Origin of the sequence: Catenulispora subtropica, assembly GCF_039531675.1 — a bacterium.
GTDB lineage: Bacteria > Actinomycetota > Actinomycetes > Streptomycetales > Catenulisporaceae > Catenulispora > Catenulispora subtropica.
In genome coordinates, this window is record NZ_BAAAQM010000026.1 from 53027 (window position 1) to 69290 (window position 16264).

General features: G+C 70.8%; 13 protein-coding genes and 1 riboswitch. Of the genes, 8 read left to right on the forward strand and 5 right to left on the reverse strand.

Annotated features, from left to right (window positions below; translation table 11 throughout):
* Positions 1-99 precede the first annotated feature (99 nt).
* From ABD466_RS22600 to nagA, 3 genes are all read right to left on the reverse strand, one after another.
* A complete protein-coding gene (locus tag ABD466_RS22600; RefSeq protein ID WP_344659127.1) occupies positions 100-1710 on the reverse strand; it encodes a hypothetical protein in 1611 nt (536 codons plus the stop codon).
* 51 nt (positions 1711-1761) lie between these two features.
* A complete protein-coding gene (locus ABD466_RS22605; RefSeq protein ID WP_015796679.1) occupies positions 1762-1956 on the reverse strand; it encodes a hypothetical protein in 195 nt (64 codons plus the stop codon).
* 829 nt (positions 1957-2785) lie between these two features.
* Positions 2786-3955 carry an N-acetylglucosamine-6-phosphate deacetylase gene (nagA, locus tag ABD466_RS22610; protein ID WP_344659128.1) on the reverse strand — a complete coding sequence of 390 codons (1170 nt, stop codon included), beginning with the start codon at positions 3953-3955 and terminating at the stop codon, positions 2786-2788.
* Positions 3956-4092: 137 nt separating this feature from the next.
* On the opposite strand from nagA, the gene ABD466_RS22615 reads away from it, so the two are divergent.
* The gene (locus tag ABD466_RS22615; RefSeq protein ID WP_344659129.1) at positions 4093-4434 is read left to right on the forward strand and encodes a DUF3263 domain-containing protein; all 342 of its coding nucleotides are present in this window, start codon (positions 4093-4095) and stop codon (positions 4432-4434) included.
* Positions 4435-4850: 416 nt separating this feature from the next.
* On the opposite strand, the gene ABD466_RS22620 is transcribed toward ABD466_RS22615, so the two are convergent.
* The gene (locus ABD466_RS22620) at positions 4851-6179 is read right to left on the reverse strand and encodes an MFS transporter (protein WP_344659130.1); all 1329 of its coding nucleotides are present in this window, start codon (positions 6177-6179) and stop codon (positions 4851-4853) included.
* A 116-nt stretch (positions 6180-6295) separates the two neighbouring features.
* Here ABD466_RS22620 and ABD466_RS22625 point away from each other — a divergent pair, with 116 nt between their 5' ends.
* On the forward strand, positions 6296-7036 hold the full coding sequence (locus ABD466_RS22625; RefSeq protein ID WP_344659131.1) for an ArsR/SmtB family transcription factor: 741 nt from the start codon (positions 6296-6298) through the stop codon (positions 7034-7036).
* Here the strand turns inward: ABD466_RS22625 and ABD466_RS22630 are convergent.
* Positions 6984-7979, reverse strand: a complete 996-nt coding sequence (locus tag ABD466_RS22630) for a glucosyl-3-phosphoglycerate synthase (protein WP_344659132.1) — start codon at positions 7977-7979, stop codon at positions 6984-6986. The genes ABD466_RS22625 and ABD466_RS22630 overlap by 53 nt on opposite strands.
* A 208-nt stretch (positions 7980-8187) precedes the next feature.
* Positions 8188-8336: riboswitch (SAM riboswitch) on the forward strand.
* 15 nt (positions 8337-8351) lie between these two features.
* Here ABD466_RS22630 and thrC point away from each other — a divergent pair.
* The 6 genes from thrC to ABD466_RS22660 all read left to right on the forward strand — a co-directional run bounded on the left by thrC (position 8352) and on the right by ABD466_RS22660 (position 16259).
* Positions 8352-9614, forward strand: coding sequence for a threonine synthase (thrC, locus tag ABD466_RS22635; RefSeq protein WP_344659133.1), 1263 nt, complete (start codon positions 8352-8354; stop codon positions 9612-9614).
* A gap of 65 nt (positions 9615-9679) precedes the next feature.
* The gene (locus ABD466_RS22640) at positions 9680-9955 is read left to right on the forward strand and encodes a ubiquitin-like small modifier protein 1 (RefSeq protein ID WP_344659134.1); all 276 of its coding nucleotides are present in this window, start codon (positions 9680-9682) and stop codon (positions 9953-9955) included.
* 347 nt (positions 9956-10302) lie between these two features.
* Entirely contained in the window at positions 10303-10506 is a 204-nt protein-coding gene (locus ABD466_RS22645) for a cold-shock protein (protein ID WP_344659135.1), read from the forward strand.
* 336 nt (positions 10507-10842) lie between these two features.
* Positions 10843-12465 carry a chaperonin GroEL gene (groL, locus tag ABD466_RS22650; protein WP_344659136.1) on the forward strand — a complete coding sequence of 541 codons (1623 nt, stop codon included), beginning with the start codon at positions 10843-10845 and terminating at the stop codon, positions 12463-12465.
* Positions 12466-12678: 213 nt separating this feature from the next.
* Positions 12679-13227, forward strand: coding sequence for a Uma2 family endonuclease (locus tag ABD466_RS22655; protein WP_344659137.1), 549 nt, complete (start codon positions 12679-12681; stop codon positions 13225-13227).
* Positions 13228-13331: 104 nt separating this feature from the next.
* Complete coding sequence (locus tag ABD466_RS22660) at positions 13332-16259, forward strand: ATP-binding protein (protein WP_344659138.1); 2928 nt, start codon at positions 13332-13334, stop codon at positions 16257-16259.
* Positions 16260-16264 lie beyond the last annotated feature (5 nt).

Sequence of the window (16264 nt, forward strand, 5' to 3'; positions counted from 1 at the left end):
ACGGGAGTGGCCCGTTCGAATTCGAATGATTTCCCCCGTGACAGTCCTCACCTCAGGCGAATCGCCGTAACCCGGGTCCAACGCGTACCAACTCTCGCCCTATTCGCCGTCCAGTCTTTCAATCTCCCCGTCACCACCGCTTTCCCCGTCCTCCACAATCGCCCCCACCAGCACCGGCAGCGCGCCCACCACATCCGCCGCCACCGGCACCTGCAGCCGCACCACCGGGCCGCCCCCGACACGTGCGAAGCCGCGTCCCGGCGGCAGCACCGACGGGCCGCCGATCTCCAACGTTCCTCCGAACAGCGCCGTGGAGGCGGCAGGGGGCAGCTGCCCCAGCCCCACCCGCGCATGCGCCTGGTTCCGCACCGTCGCCCGCAGCTCGCCCACGCGCTCCGCGCGGCACGACAGCACCACCGTGATCCCCGTCGTCCGCCCCGCCCGCATCAGGTCCGCCAGCAGATCCTGCGGATCCGCCAGCCCCGCGCGCGCGGCCGCCTCGCCCAGCGACGGCAGTTCGTCCACGAACACCCACAGCGGCTTCGCCAGCTCCGCGATCAGCGTGTCGTCCGTCTCCCCGAGATCCCGCAGCCGTTCGGCCCGGCGTCCCGACTCCGCCGCGACCCAGTCCAGCAGGTCCAGCGCCCCGGCGGCGCCCGATTCGATGCGGACGACCCCGTCCCGGCCCGTGAACTCGTCGAAGTGCCCCGTGTGCTCGGCGTCCACCGCCGTCACCAGGTGCCCGTGTCCCAGCGCCTGGGCCGCCAGCGACCGCAGCAGGTTCGACTTCCCGCTGCCCAGCACGCCGGCCACCAGCAGGTGCGGCTCGGCCGCGAACCGCCCGTGCCGCCACACCACCGGCGCCAGCTCCACGACCGGCAGGTCGCCGCCCGCCTCGGCGCCGAGCTGCACGGGGATCAGCCGCGCGGTGGACGTCGGGTCGGTGAACCCGAGCACGTACTCGATCTCGGCCACCTTCCACGGCTGGGCCGGGATCCCGGTCGGCAGCGGCGGGAGGATCCGGACGGCCAGCTTGTTGCCCTCCTCGTCCCAGTCGTACAGGTACTCGTTGGCCTGGCCGATCTTGCCCTCCAGCGCGCGCTCGACCTTGGCGCGGGCGTCGGCCTCGCCGTCCTTGAAGAACGGCGAGTACTCGATCTTCAGTGCCACCAGGCGGTCGGCCTCGTCGAACTCCCATTCGGTGAACCCGGAGCGGTAGCCGCCGCCGGGTTTGAACCGCTCGTCCGGGTCGTGGGTGTCCATCAGGTACGGCACCAGCCCGTTGTACGCGGACTGCAGGCGGGCGATGTGCGCGTCGGTCTCCGGGTCCTTCCCGGGGTCCGGGCGGTCCCGGCCCAGGTAGGTGGCCGCCGCGGCCCAGATCGCGATCAGCAGCAGCACGCCGTACGGCTGGAAGCCGACGGCCACCGCGCACACGGCGAAGACGAAGACCACCAGGTCCCGCCACTCCTTGTGCTTCTCGTGCCCGCCGGCCTCGGTCCAGTACGTCTTGGCGTCCCCGGCCATCCGCTTGGTGCCGCGGACCAGCACCACCAGGGGGTGCCCGACGTCCAGGACCCGCGCCTTGGCGCGCTTGCCGACGTGCCACGTCGTCGCGGTGCAACGGCCGGCGGCCTCCGTGAGCGGGTGCTCACGGAAGCCGCGGACCAGGCGCTGGATGGGGTTCTCCGAACCCACCGATCCCGCCATGTGTGTTCGACCCCTTAGCTTTCGGCGCTCAACTGCGTGCCCGGCCGCCCGCTAGAAGTGCAGGTTGCTGATGAAGCTCGCGATGGAGGCGCCGCTCTGCTTGATGTTCGGGGCGATCGAGGTGGAGGCCAGGTAGAAGCCGAGCAGCGCGCACACGATCATGTGCGAGACCTTGAGTCCGTCCTTGCGGAACAGGATGAAGGTGATGATGCCCAGCAGCAGCACACCAGATACCGAGAAGACCATGACAGCGCTCCTTCGCCTGCGAGGTGCCCGGCGTCTTTCGGTCGCCGTGCGTGAATCTCTGCCTAGTGATGTGGGCGGCTATGGAGAGTGGCCGTCGCCCGGGTCGGCGAAGCCATTCGTTCCCGAAGGGAGATGAAAACCAGATTCAGATGAAGCTCACTTTTGGATTCTCGCCCAGCGGATTCGAGTTTTATAGCTGGGAAGCGGTCCATACCGGGGCAGATTCACCCGGGCGGCGCATCTGCCTCGGCTCCGGGCCCGATACGCCCCCGCTGGAATTCGAACTGGTGTGCCCTGTGGGGGCGGCGGGGTTGATGGGGCACCGCCCCGCCGCCGGTTCCTCAAATCCGGATCAAGGAACTGGTCGGAATCGGTCGATCCGCGTCCCCGGGGGAGGCGGGTTGCGTTAGTCCTTGAGTCGTGACGCTTGCAGACCGTGCGCGCAGCCGCCGGGTCGACCCGGCCCGGGACATCGGGATCGGCCTGGCGTTCGTGGGGGTGGTGTGCCTGACCGCGGCGGCGGTGGTGGCCCGGGGCGGGACCCGGCCGGCGGCGGCACCGCGCCCACCAGCGTCCCGACCTCGACGAGCTCGTCGAAGGGCTCTGCGGACCTGGCCCAGAAGCGGCCGACGTTCCCCGGTCCCGTGGCTGTTCCGGCGAGTACCGCCGTCAGCACCCCGGGCTCTTATGTGGACTTCCACTTCGGGATGCCGTGCCTAAAACGGATCGACTTCTCGCTCCAGTCACCGATGCTCGGGCCAGGGGAGGTATATGCCCTGATATGCGCAGATAAGCATTAATGCGCGCTGATATCCCTCCGATGACTGGATCAGGCGACGTCCGGCGCCGCCGACCACTCCCCGCGCTTCATCACCCCGCGGACCAGGAGCTCGTCGTCGAGCACCACCAGGTCCGCGTACTTCCCCACCTCGATCGAGCCGATCTCGTGGTCCAGCCCGATGGCCCGCGCCGGGGTCAGGGCGGCCGACACCGCCGCGTCCTCGATCGGCAGCCCCAGCTCGCGGACGGCGCGGCGGAGCGCCACATCCATCGTCAGGGTGCTGCCGGCGATGGAGCCGCCGCCGGCCAGCCGGGCGACGCCGCCCTCGACCTCGACCTCCAGCGCACCCAGCCGGTACATGCCGTCCGGCTGCCCGGCGGCGGCCATGGCGTCGGTGATCAGGGCGACGCGGTGCGGACCGACGGCGTTGTAGACCATGCCGATGACCGCCGGGTGGACGTGGATGCCGTCGTTGACGAGTTCGACGATGACGTTCTCGTCCTCTATCGCGGCCACCACCGGGCCCGGTTCGCGGTGGTGCACGCCGGGCATCGCGTTGAACAGGTGCGTCGCGACCCTGGCGCCGCGGGTGAAGGCCTCGTTGGTGATTCCGTAGCCGCCGTCGGTGTGCCCGACCGCGGCGATCACGCCGGAGTTCGCCAGCAGGGCCGTGGCCTCGATCCCGAAGTCCAGCTCCGGTGCCAGGGTCACCATCTTCACCGTGCCCCGGCCGGCGGCCAGCAGCGGCCGCAGGAGCGCCGGGTCCGGGCTCTTCAGCAGAGCCGGGTCGTGCGCGCCGCACCGGGCCTTGGAGATGAACGGGCCCTCCATGTGCAGGCCGGCCAGCAGCCCGTCCTCGACCAGGCCGGCGAGGTCGGACAGGTAGCGCTCCAGGACGTCCAGCTCGGTGGACACCGTGGAGGCCATGATCGTCGTGGTGCCGTGCCTCCGGTGGAACGCGGCGGCCCGCACCGCCTGCTCGACGTCGCCGGAGCTGAACGCCGCGCCGCCGCCCCCGTGGGTGTGCATGTCGACGAAGCCCGGCAGCAGGTAGTGCCCCGCGAGGTCCACGGAGGCCTCGTGCGGATGGGCGGTGGACGGCTCCGGGGTGGAGCCCGCCGGGCCCACCTCGGCGATGCGCTGGCCCTCGAGACGGAGCCAGCCGGCGGTGCGTACGCCGTCGGGGAGGACGATCCGGGCGTTCGTCAGCAGTGTCATCGCAAACCTGTCGGGACGGTGGGCAGAGCCTGGTACATACAGGGCTTGATTGGTATAGACCTGTAACCGATCGGACCCACGGTACGCCATCCGGGGGGAGGGGGTGCGGCGTGGGTGCCCCGCCTTACCCTGTACCCATGGAACCGAGCGAGCCCGGGGGCGGATTGACAGACCGGGACCGCGCGATCCTGGCGTTCGAGAAGCAATGGTGGCGCCACGCGGGCAGCAAGGAACAGGCGATCCGCGAACGTTTCGCCGTCTCCGCGACCCGCTACTACCAGATGCTCAACGCCCTGCTGGACGACGAGGCCGCGCTGGCCGCCGAGCCGGAGGTGGTGAAGCGCCTGCGCCGGCTGCGCGCGGCGCGGCAGCGTGCCAGGTCCGGACGGGTGAACCGGGTCGCCGACATAGAGCCGGAGCCCGACGGGGACGCCGCGTCTGTGTCTAATGAAGGGCATGATCGGGGCCAAGCTGCTTGACCGGGACCGCGCCGACGACCGGCCGGGATACCGGGACCCGCTGGGATTGGTGAGCGAGGGACGGCCCCCGGGCCGCGCGCGGCGGGCCCTGGTGGCCGCCGCCGTGTGCGGAGCCGGGCTGCTGGCCGGGCTCGGGCTGTTCGGCGGCTCGCCGGCGAAACCGGCCAAACCGGTCGCCGCGACCGGGATCATGACCGCCGCGGATGCGCTGGGTACGGGGTCTGAGGCGGCGCACGCGCCGCGGGCGCACCGGTTGCGCACGCGCCATCCGGCGAAGCAGCCGGCGCACTGGACGCACTCCTCGACGGCCAGGCACAAGAACAGCACACACAAGAACAGCACACGTAAGGGGAGTGCCGGAACCGGCGCCCCACACGGCGCCGTCCGGCACTCCCCGGCTCGGAGTCCGGCCTCCGTCAGCCGGCCTGCCGCGCCTCCGGCCACTGTGCCGCACGCAGGGCCCGTTGCGACACCGCGTACAGCACGGCCAGCGACATCACCAGGGACAGCCCCAGCAGTGTCGCGGTAGGCGAGAACCACTGCAGCGCGGCGCTCGCGGCCAGCGTCCCGGCCGGGATCCCGACGAGCAGGAACATCTCCAGGGCGGCGGCGGTCCGGCCGCGCTGCTCGTCCGGCACCGCCTGCAGGATCAGGACGTTGACCATCACCACCGCGGACGGGATGGCGGCGCCGGACGCGGCCAGGAACGCGGCGTCGGCCCACGGGTTCGCGACGAACGTCATGCCGAAGTTGGTCAGGGCGAACATCATGCAGGCCACGATCAGGACCCAGCCCGGGCGCAGCGCCCGCAGCAGCGGCTTGGCCAGCGGCGTGCCGAGCAGTCCGCCGACCGCCGTCGCGGCCACCACCAGACCGGTGGTGCCGGAGGCGGCGTGCTGCTGGTCCAGGCGGACGATCAGGCTCAGGAAGATCGGGTAGCCGGCCATGTTCACCAGGCACAGGCTCAGGGCGGTGGCCCGCATCACCGGGTCGCGCAGGATGGTCTTGATGCCGAGCAGGACGCCGCCCTCGGGCTTGCCCTCCGCGGCGCCGCCGTGGCCGCCGTCGGCCCGCGCGGCCGACTCCGGCAGGCGCAGGAACAGGACCGTCAGCAGGGACAGCACGCCGGAGAGCGCGGCGAACAGGAACGGCAGCGCCCGCGAGGCGGCGAACAGCGCGCCGCCCAGCGGCGGGCCGGCCAGCTCGCAGGCGTGGTTGCGCAGCTGCTCCCGGGTGAGCGCGTCCGGCACCTGCTCGGCCGCCACCACCTGGCGGATCATCAGGGTGCGGGCCGCCGCGAACGGCTGGATCCCGCCGAGCACCGCCGCGGTGGCCAGCAGCTGCCACAGGCTCAGCGCCCCGGCGAAGTAGGCGACGGCCACGCCGCCGGCCGCGACCGTGCGGACCGACTCGGACACCAGGAGCAGGCGGCGGCGGTCGTGGCGGTCCATCAGGTGGCCCACCGGCAGCGTCGCCAGGACCGAGGCGATCAGCTGGACGGTGGCGAACAGACCGGCCTTCAGCGGCGACCCGGTCATGGCCAGGATCACCAGCGGGTAGGCGATGTCGGCGGTGGTCAGGCCCAGCATCGCCGCCACCGAGCCGCCCCAGAGCAGATTGAAGTCGCGGTTGCGGCGGAGCGAGACGGGCGCGGCCGGGGCCGGAGCGCTGACGATCGGCGCGGCCTCGACCGGTATGGCGTCCACTGCTGCGGCCTCCGTCTGCTCGAGCGCTGTTGCGGTCATCGTGAACCCTCCCCTGAAGATGAACGTTCTCGTTCGTGCGAGCATTCACGGTCGATTGACCATTCACGCTTGAGTGAATGATGGCGCATCCGTGAGCATCTGGCAAGATGGACCCCATGGGCAGCAAGGGGAACGGTTCTGACCTGGGCGGCATGCTCGACGGCGTCCGGAAGGAGGTCCGGGGCGCGGTCCGGGACGCGCAGAAGGCGGTGTCCGAGGCCAAGAGCCAGGTGGCCGGGATCGGCCCGCTGATCGACGAAGTGGTCCGCACCGTCACCGACGTCGACACCATCAAGGCGCTCGCCGACACCACGCGGCTGTCGATCCTGCGCGCGCTGTCCCGGGACCGGGTCCCGAAGTCGGCCAAGGAGCTGGCCGAGGAGCTCGGCGAGCCGCAGACCAAGCTCTACCGGCACCTGAAGGTGCTGCTGGAGGCCGGCCTCATCGAGGTGGCCGAGACCCGCGTGGTGTCCGGGATCGTGGAGACGAAGTACCGGGCCGCCCAGTCCTCGGTGACCATCGACCCCTCCGAGCACCCGGACGAGACCCGCGAGGTGATGAGCCGGATCATCAGCGACAACATCGGCGACTACACCCGGCGCTTCCTCCGGCACCTCGAGACCGAGGAGTACCCGGCCGATCCCGAGGCCGCCAAGTCCCACGGCATGCTGATGAACCTGTCCGCCACCCTGCCCCCGGAGGTCGCCGAGGACTTCCAGCGCAGGATGCAGGCCCTGGTCAAGGAGTTCGACGACTATCCGCGCGATCCGGACGGCGTCCGGATCGAGGGGATGGTCACGTGGTTCACGCCGTCGGGCCCGGGCGCCCGGGGCGGCCGTCCCGGCCCAGAGTCCTGATCGGCGGCCGCTCCACCACCGCCACGTCGGTGGAGCGCGGCGCGAACCCCTCGGCGTCGCGGTGGAACTGGGTCATCAGGGTGTTGGGCTCCGTCGCCTCGTCGCCCGGCACTATCCGGCCCTCGCGGTGCAGCCGCTCCCACGCCACCTGCATGATCTCGCTGGCCATCCGGCCCAGCCCGGCGTCGTCCTGGTGGTGGTGCAGGCGCACGCCCACGTCCACCTGCGCCATGCCGTCCAGCCCGACCAGCGCCAGGGTGTCGATCAGCATCGCCGTCTCCACGCCGTAGCCGGTGGGGAACGGCAGCCGCTCCAGCAGCGACCGGCGGGCCGCGTACTCCCCGCCCAGCGGCTGCACGAACCCGGCCAGCAGCGGCCAGTGCAGGTTCAGGATCGGCCGCGCCACCAGCTCCGTGACCCGGCCGCCGCCGGCCGGCAGCACCGCCGAGCCGGCCACCAGCGGGCGGTCGTACATGGCCTTCACCAGGTGCACGTCCGGATCGCCCAGCAGGGGCCCGAGCACGCCGGTCACCACGGTCGCGGAGAACTCCCTCAGGTCCGCGTCCACGAAGCACACCAGGTCGCCGGTGGTCGCCGCCAGCGACCGCCACAGCACCTCGCCCTTGCCGCGCACCGAGGGGATCGCCGGGAGGATCTCGTCGCGGTGCAGGACCTTCGCCCCGGCCGCCGCCGCGTTCTCCGCGGTCCGGTCGGCCGAGCCGGAGTCGACCACCAGCAGCTCGTCGACCAGCGGCGCGGCCTCCATGAGGTCCTCGCGGACGGTGGCGACGATCGCGCCGACCGTCTCCTCTTCGTCCAGGGCGGGCAGGACCACGCTGATCCGGGCGCCGGTCGCGTCCTTGGCGGCCAGCAGCCGCTCCAACGGCCAGTCCGACGCCTTCGAGGAGCGCACGGCAAGCCACCGCTCCACCTCTTCCAGCACCGGGCTCTCCACTCCTGAAATCGGTATCCGCGGGCCCCTCCAGACTAAGCGAACGATTCCCCGCCCCACCGGCCCCCGGCCCCGGCGCGTCTTCGCCGAGCCCCGGACCGGGATCGCGGAGGGGCCCGGACTCGCCGTCTCGGGATCCGGACGGGCTGGTCCCGCAGAGCGCCTCGCGGCTTACGCTCCTTGAACACAACTCAATAAGCGCTCATCCAGAGGAGCTGAGGGACCGGCCCTACGACGCTCCGGCAACCATCCGTTCTGCCGCCTCCGATCTTCATCGGCCCTGTGCGGCACGGCGCGGTGCCAACTCCGGCCCACCCGGCAGCCGCCGAGCCGTGGGAAAGATGAGGAAAGGAACCTCGCGTCATGTCCAGCACCCTGCTGTCCGCCGCCACCTCCATCGCTCCGTTCGGCCCCGCGGTGCACCTCTCGTGTCGTGAGTGCGGGCACACCACGGAGCTCGGCCCGAAATTCGCCTGTGAAGAGTGTTTCGGCCCGCTGGAGATCTCCTACGACTTCGGAACGGTGACGCGCGAGCAGATCGCCGCGGGTCCCTCGTCCATCTGGCGCTACGCCCCGCTGCTGCCCGTACCGGCCGACGTCGCCGCCCGCCCCAACACGAACCCCGGCTGGACCCGCCTGGTCCGCGCCCACCACCTGGGCCGGGAGCTCGGCCTGGCCGACCTCTACGTCAAGGACGACTCCGGCAACCCGACGCACTCCTTCAAGGACCGCGTCGTCGCGATCGCCGTCGAGGCCGCCCGGACCTTCGGCTACACCACCCTGTCGTGCTCCTCCACCGGCAACCTGGCCGGCGCGGTCGGGGCCGCCGCGGCGCGCGCGGGCCTGGACGCGTGCGTGTTCATCCCGTCGAACCTGGAGAAGGAGAAGGTCGTCGTCGCCTCGGTCTACGGCGGCCGGCTGATCGCCATCGACGGCACCTACGACGAGGTCAACCGGTTCTGCAGCGAACTGATCGGCGACGAGCTCGGCGAGAAGTGGGGCTTCGTCAACGTGAACCTGCGGCCGTACTACGCCGAGGGCTCCAAGACGCTGGCGTACGAGATCGCCGAGCAGCTCGGCTGGCGGCTGCCGGAGCAGATCGTGATCCCGGTGGCCTCGGGGTCGCAGCTCACGAAGATCGACAAGGGGTTCCGGGAGCTCGTCAAGCTCGGGCTCGTCGAGGACACCCCGTACAAGGTGATCGGCGCCCAGGGCTCCGGCTGCTCCCCGGTGTCGCAGGCCTACAAGGACGGCATCGACGTCATCCGCCCGGTGAAGCAGCCCGACACCATCGCCAAGTCGCTGGCGATCGGCAACCCGGCCGACGGCCCCTACGTGCTCGACATCGCCCGGCGCACCGGGGGAGCGGTGGAGGACGTGACCGACGAGGAGATCCGGGCGGGCGTGAAGCTCCTGGCCCGCACCGAGGGCATCTTCGCCGAGACCGCCGGCGGGGTGACCGTGGGGGTGCTGAAGAAGCTCGCCGACGAGGGCCGGCTGGACCCGGACGCGGTGACCGTGGTGATCAACTCCGGCGACGGGCTCAAGACCCTGGACGCCGTCTCCGACTGCGGCCCGACCGCCGTGATCAAGCCGTCCCTGGACGCGTTCCGCGCGACTCTGTGAATTCCCGCCCCCTTTTCGCACATCTTTATCAGCGTCGCAGGGCGCATCAAGTAAGGAGCATGTGAATGAGCATCACCGTACGGATTCCCACCATCCTGCGCACCTACACCGACGGACAAGCCGAAGTGTCGGTGGCGGGCGGTACGCTGGCGGATGTGATCGATCAGCTGGAGGCCGGTCACACCGGGATCCGCGCGCGGGTCCTGGACGAGGACGGGAAGCTGCGGCGGTTCGTGAACGTCTACGTCAACGACGACGACGTGCGGTTCGCCGAGGGTCTGGGGACCGCGGTGCCGGACGGCGGCAGCGTCTCCATCATCCCGGCGGTCGCAGGGGGCTGATGCGGCACCCCGGTGCCCGCGGCGCGGATCGGTTCCCGTATCGTTATCTACTCACCGTGTTCACGGCGAGCGGATACGCGGGGATCGGTCCGTATTTGTCCGCACACCTCTTACAAACCCATCCAGAATCTCTCTGATTTAGGCCTGTTGTACTGAGCGTCACTTTGGCTAGTCTCAGCGCCGGTCGAACGATTCGGCGAGATCCCTCCAGCTCAACCCTCTTGGTACGGCGGGTGGTACGGCGGCGAACGCAGACCCTGGCCCGCGGGGTGCGGGCCGGAAATGGGGTGGGTGTTCCACAGGGGGTAGCCCACTCCGTCTAGAGCCGGCAGCAAGGGGAGTACGGAATGGCTCAGGGCACCGTCAAGTGGTTCAACGCGGAGAAGGGCTACGGGTTCATCGCGGTCGACGGCGGGTCGGACGTCTTCGTCCACTACAGCGCGATCCAGATGGACGGCTACCGCAGCCTGGAGGAGGGGCAGCGGGTCGAGTTCGAGATCTCGCAGGGCCAGAAGGGCCCGCAGGCCGACATGGTCCGGGTCACCGTCTGACACGTCCCCGGTCCGCGCCGCAGGCGCTGACCTCCCCCACCCGGGTCGCGACCATTCGGGCATGAACCGCCGCCCGACCGGAGGACTCCGCACCATACCCAGGGCCCGCTCCCGCAGCACCGGGGGCGGGCCCTCGCCGTGCCCACCGGCTTGCACTCGCCGGGGGAGAGTGCTAATCATTGAGCTTGGCAGTCTCACACCGAGAGTGCCAACCCGAGAACCTCTCAGGCGAGGCTCCACCTCCGGCGCGGCAGGGACCGCGCGGGCGGGCGGGCCGTCCGTCGCGGGCGCCTGGCGGTTCGCCAAGGATCCCTGGTGTGGGAGGTCTGTACCACAATGTCTAAGATCATCGCGTTCGACGAGGAGGCCCGGCGCGGCCTCGAGCGCGGCATGAACCAGCTCGCGGACGCGGTCAAGGTGACCCTCGGCCCGCGCGGGCGCAACGTCGTTCTGGAGAAGAAGTGGGGCGCCCCCACGATCACCAACGACGGTGTGTCGATCGCCAAGGAGATCGAGCTCGAGGACCCGTACGAGAAGATCGGCGCCGAGCTCGTCAAGGAAGTCGCCAAGAAGACCGACGACGTCGCCGGCGACGGCACCACCACCGCCACCGTGCTGGCCCAGGCGCTGGTCCGCGAGGGCCTGCGCAACGTGGCGGCCGGCGCGAACCCGATGGCGCTCAAGCGCGGCATCGAGGCGGCCGTGGAGGCGGTGTCCTCCGAGCTGTCCGGGATGGCCAAGGACGTCGAGACCCGCGAGCAGATCGCCGCGACCGCCTCGATCTCCGCCGCCGACACCGCCATCGGCGACATGATCGCCGAGGCCATGGACAAGGCCGGCAAGGAAGGCGTCATCACCGTCGAGGAGAGCAACACCTTCGGGCTGGAGCTGGAGCTCACCGAGGGCATGCGCTTCGACAAGGGCTACATCTCTCCGTACTTCGCCACCGACCTGGAGCGGATGGAGACGTCCTTCGACGACCCGTACATCCTGATCGCGAACTCCAAGATCGGTAACGTCAAGGACGTGCTGCCGATCCTGGAGAAGGTGATGCAGAGCGGCAAGCCGCTGGTCATCATCGCCGAGGACGTCGAGGGCGAGGCCCTGGCCACCCTGGTCGTGAACAAGATCCGCGGCACCTTCAAGTCGGTCGCGGTGAAGGCCCCCGGCTTCGGCGACCGCCGCAAGGCGATGCTCGGCGACATCGCGATCCTCACCGGCGGCCAGGTCATCTCCGAGGAGGTCGGCCTGAAGCTGGACTCCGTCGGCCTGGAGATGCTGGGCAAGGCCCGCAAGGTCGTGGTGACCAAGGACGAGACCACCATCGTGGACGGCGCCGGCGACAGCGACTCGATCGAGGGCCGCAAGAACCAGATCCGCGCCGAGATCGAGAAGTCGGACTCCGACTACGACCGCGAGAAGCTGCAGGAGCGGCTGGCCAAGCTGGCCGGCGGCGTGGCCGTGATCAAGGCCGGCGCGGCGACCGAGGTCGAGCTCAAGGAGCGCAAGCACCGCATCGAGGACGCCGTGCGCAACGCCAAGGCGGCCGTCGAGGAGGGCATCGTCGCCGGCGGCGGCGTGGCCCTGCTGCAGGCCGGCCAGAAGGCGTTCGAGAAGATCGACCTGGCCGGCGACGAGGCCACCGGCGCGAACATCGTGCGCCTGGCCCTGGAGGCCCCGCTGAAGCAGATCTCGGTCAACGCCGGCCTCGAGGGCGGCGTCGTGGTCGAGAAGGTGCGCGGCCTGGAGTCCGGCTTCGGCCTGAACGCCGCCACCGGCGAGTACGTCGACATGATCAAGGCCGGCATCCTGGACCCGGCCAAGGTCACCCGCTCGGCCCTGCAGAACGCGGCCTCCATCGCGGCCCTGTTCCTGACCACCGAGGCCGTCATCGCCGACAAGCCGGAGAAGGCCGCGGCGCCGGCCGGCGGCATGCCCGGCGGCGACATGGACTTCTGAGCCGACGCTCAGGATTCTGGTTCGCGGTAGTACGCGGGAGGCGGTTCCGGCTTCGGCCGGGGCCGCCTTCGGCGTGTTCGAACTGATTGTTACCCGTCTGGGTGAAATTTTCCGGTTCGCTTCCCCCGCGCTGCCCGTGGTGTGTGAGTCTATGCTCGGAGTGTGACGATAACGGGACACTCCGATGCCCATGGCGGCAGCAGGGAGCCACTCATGACGGTCACGGCGGAAGAACGGCAGGCCTTCCTCGAGTTCGACGCGACGCTCGGCCCCGAGTACCGCGCCGAACTCATCGCGGGGAGGATCGTCGTGAACCCGCCGCCGGTCGGCAACCACGAGCGTGTCATCAGCCGGATCACGCAACAGCTCGCACGAAAGTCGGCCGTGGAGTTCGATCACTCCGCCAATCGAGGGCTGAGCACTCCGGTGGGCAACGTCATTCCGGATCTGACGGTTGCCGAGCCCGGATCGTTCGATGACGAACCCTCGTGGGGAACGCCTGCCGGGTGGTTCATGGCTGTGGAGGTGACGTCGTCGGCGCCGGAGGACGACCGAGAGACGAAACGCCGTGCCTACGCGGCGGCCGGCATCCCGCTTTATCTACTCGTCGACCGCGGCCGACGCGAAACGGTGCTCTTCAGCCTCCCCGACGTCGAAGCCCAGGACTACCGCGCCGACGTCCGCGTCCCGTTCGGATCAGACCTCGAACTTCCGGCGCCGTTCTCCTTCACCCTGACCGACTTCACGCCGTCGGGAGCCTGATCCCGTTTCCCGTTGCCGCAGCTACCGCCCCGGCCGACACCCTTGCGCCGCTTATCCGATCTTTGGGTTAATGATGACATCAGCCCTATGAGACAGGAGAGCGCATGGCCCCAGCGTCGCCCGGCCGCCATCGCGTACTCCGGTGGCTGAACCATCCGCGACGGCTGGTCCGCCTCACGCCCGGTCAGCGGCGGCGCTTCATTCTCGTCATCGGCAACACGATCGTGACCTCCGGGTCGATCATCCTGCAGGTCTCCACGCGCGGGAACATCGTGGTGTGGACGCTGGCGCTGATCACCGTCTCGCTGATCACCGGCGTCCTGGCCATCGGGACCGAGTGGCTCATCGTCGAGGGGACGAATCAGCCGTCGACGGCTCAGCTTCCGTCCCCGGCGACCGGGTGGCCGGAGAAGGGCCGGGCGGACCCTCCCCAGACGCCGTACTCCTCGGATCCCGATCACACCGCGCCGCTGGAGCTGCCCCCCACCGACTCGCAGTTCATCGGGCGGCGGGCCCAGCTCGACCAGCTCCGGACCATGCTCGCCCGCACCGCCGACGACGGGCGCGGCGCTCCGGTCCTCGCGCTCTACGGGATGGGCGGCGTCGGCAAGACCTCGCTCGCGATCCAGTTCGCCGAGGAAGTCCGCGACGACTATCCCGGCGGAGTGCTCTACCTCTCCCTCGGGGAGGGCGGCACCGTCGGGCTCGACGCCCCCGACCCGGCCACCTCCCTCGGGCGCCTTCTCGCGTCTCTGGGCGTCCGTCCCGGTGAGGTCCCGCCCGAGGAGGACGCGCGGCGGCGCCTCTACCACGACCGCCTCGTCGGCCGCCGGGTGCTCGTCGTCCTCGACGACGCCAAGTCCGCCGCGCAGGTCCGTCCGCTGCTCGCCCGCGTCCGCGGCTCGGCCACCGTCATCACCAGCCGCCGTCCGCTCGGCCTGCTCGAAGCCGACCCCTTCACCGTCGGGGGCCTCGACGACGACAGCCTCCGCGAGCTCCTCATCCGCCAGGTCGGCGCGCGGCGCGTCGCCGACGAACCGGACGCCGCGCGCCGGATCATCCGCGCGTGCGGCGGCCTCCCGCTCGCGCTGCGCCTGGTCGCCGCCCGGCTGCGGGCCAACAAGCACTGGACGCTCGCCGAGCTCGCCGACCGTCTCAGCCTCGACGAGTTCCGCTCCGGCGACGTCCGCGTCCGCGACGCCATCGCCGTCTCGTACGCCGACCTCAGCCCTCGCAGCCGCCGCGCCTTCCACCTCCTGACCCTCTTCCCCTCCGTGTCTCTTCGCGAGTGGGCCCCGGCACCGCTTCTCGACATCCCCGTCGCCGAGGCCCCGCTCGTTATGGAAGACCTCGTAGAGGCCCAGCTCCTCGAACGCGCCGCGCGCGGCAGCACCAGCGGTGCCGAGTACCGCTTCCACTCCCTCGTCCGCGAGTACGCCGAGGAACGCCTCGCGGCCGAGGAGACCCCTGAGGAGCAGCGCGCCGCGCTCGCCCGCCTCGGCGGCGCCTTCCTCACCCTCGCCGAGTACGCCGAACACCTCACCGACCCCACCGTCCCCCGCCACGGCCGGGCCGGAGGTGCCCTGCCCTCCCGCGCCGAGCACTGGCATGTCGACGACCCCGACCTGCTCCGCTATGCCGAGTACGGCCCCACCCGCTGGCTGCTCGGCGACTGCCGCCGCGTCGGCCGCATGGTCGAGCGCGCCCACGAACACCAGCTGTGGGACCTGTGCTGGGAGATGTCGGTCGTCATCGCCCGGGTCCTGGAGACCGTCTACACCGTCTGGAACCGGTGGGACGACGTCCTGCGGGCCGGCCTCGCCGCCGCCACCCGCCGGGGGGACCGGCGCGCCGAGTCGATCATCCAGCAGGGCTACGGCGTCCTGCGCCACTACCAGGACCGCTTCGACGAGGCCCAGCAGCACTTCACCGTCTCGCTCCGCCTCTGCCAGGAGATAGGCCACCGCCCCGGCGAGGCCTACACCCTCCGCTGGATAGGCCGCAGCCACTACTTCTCCGGCCACTTCGCCGCCGCCGTGCACGAGCTTGAGAACGCCCTCGAACTCTCCCGAGCCCTCGGCAACAAGCTCGCCGAGGCCCGCGTCCTGCGCGATCTCTGCGAGGCGTACGCGGGTCTGCGCCGGTTCACCGACGCCGAGGAGGCGATCCGCGCCGCGCTGGAGCTCTTCGAGGGCGACGCCGTGGAACAGGGCGCCGATTGGGACGTCCGCCAGCCCGCCGAGGCGGCTCGCGCCCGCCGCGACCTCGGGGTCCTGCTCAACCGCCGCTACAAGTTCGCCGAAGCCGAGCAGCAGCTCACCTCGGCCGTCGACACCCTGACCACCTTGAGCCACTGGTACTGGCGCGCGTCGGCGGTCTTCGACCTGGGCATGCTCCGCCTGCGGCAGCACCGCCCCGTCGAGGCCGAATCCCTGATCTGGCAGGCTTACGAGACGTTCCACAACTCCGGCTACCGGTACTGGACCGCTGTCGTCGGCCGCCGCATCGGCATGCTCCGGCTGGAACAAGGCCGCGTGGAGGAGGCGGTCGAGTACCTGCTCCCGGCGCTGGAGACGTTCCAGCAACTGGGCCTCGGCCTCTGGGAGAGCTACACGCTGCGGGTGCTGGCCTGGGCGCGCCGCGACGAAGGCCGGCTGGACGTCGCCGACCAGCACCTGGAGGACGCCGCCGCCCTCGCCGCCCGTTACGACGACCCGTGGGGCCTGATGCGGGTGCGCTGGATGCAGGCCTCGGTCTGGATGGGACAGGGCCGGGCGGCCGACGCGGTCAGGCTCTACCGGGAAGCCGCGGCCACGGCCGCCCGGTACGAGGAACCGTGGCAGGAAGCCGAGATCCTCGCCGACCTCGCCAAAGCGCTCCGCGCCACCGGCGACCGCGCGGCCGCCGCCCAAGCCGAGGCCGAGGCCGAGGCGAAGGCGGTCGGGACGTCGCCGCGGCGGGCCGGGCGCTGGCGGTCGCTGGCGACGATGGGGCCGGGACGCCGGGACAGGCGCGGCGGTCCGGCTTCCTGACAGGC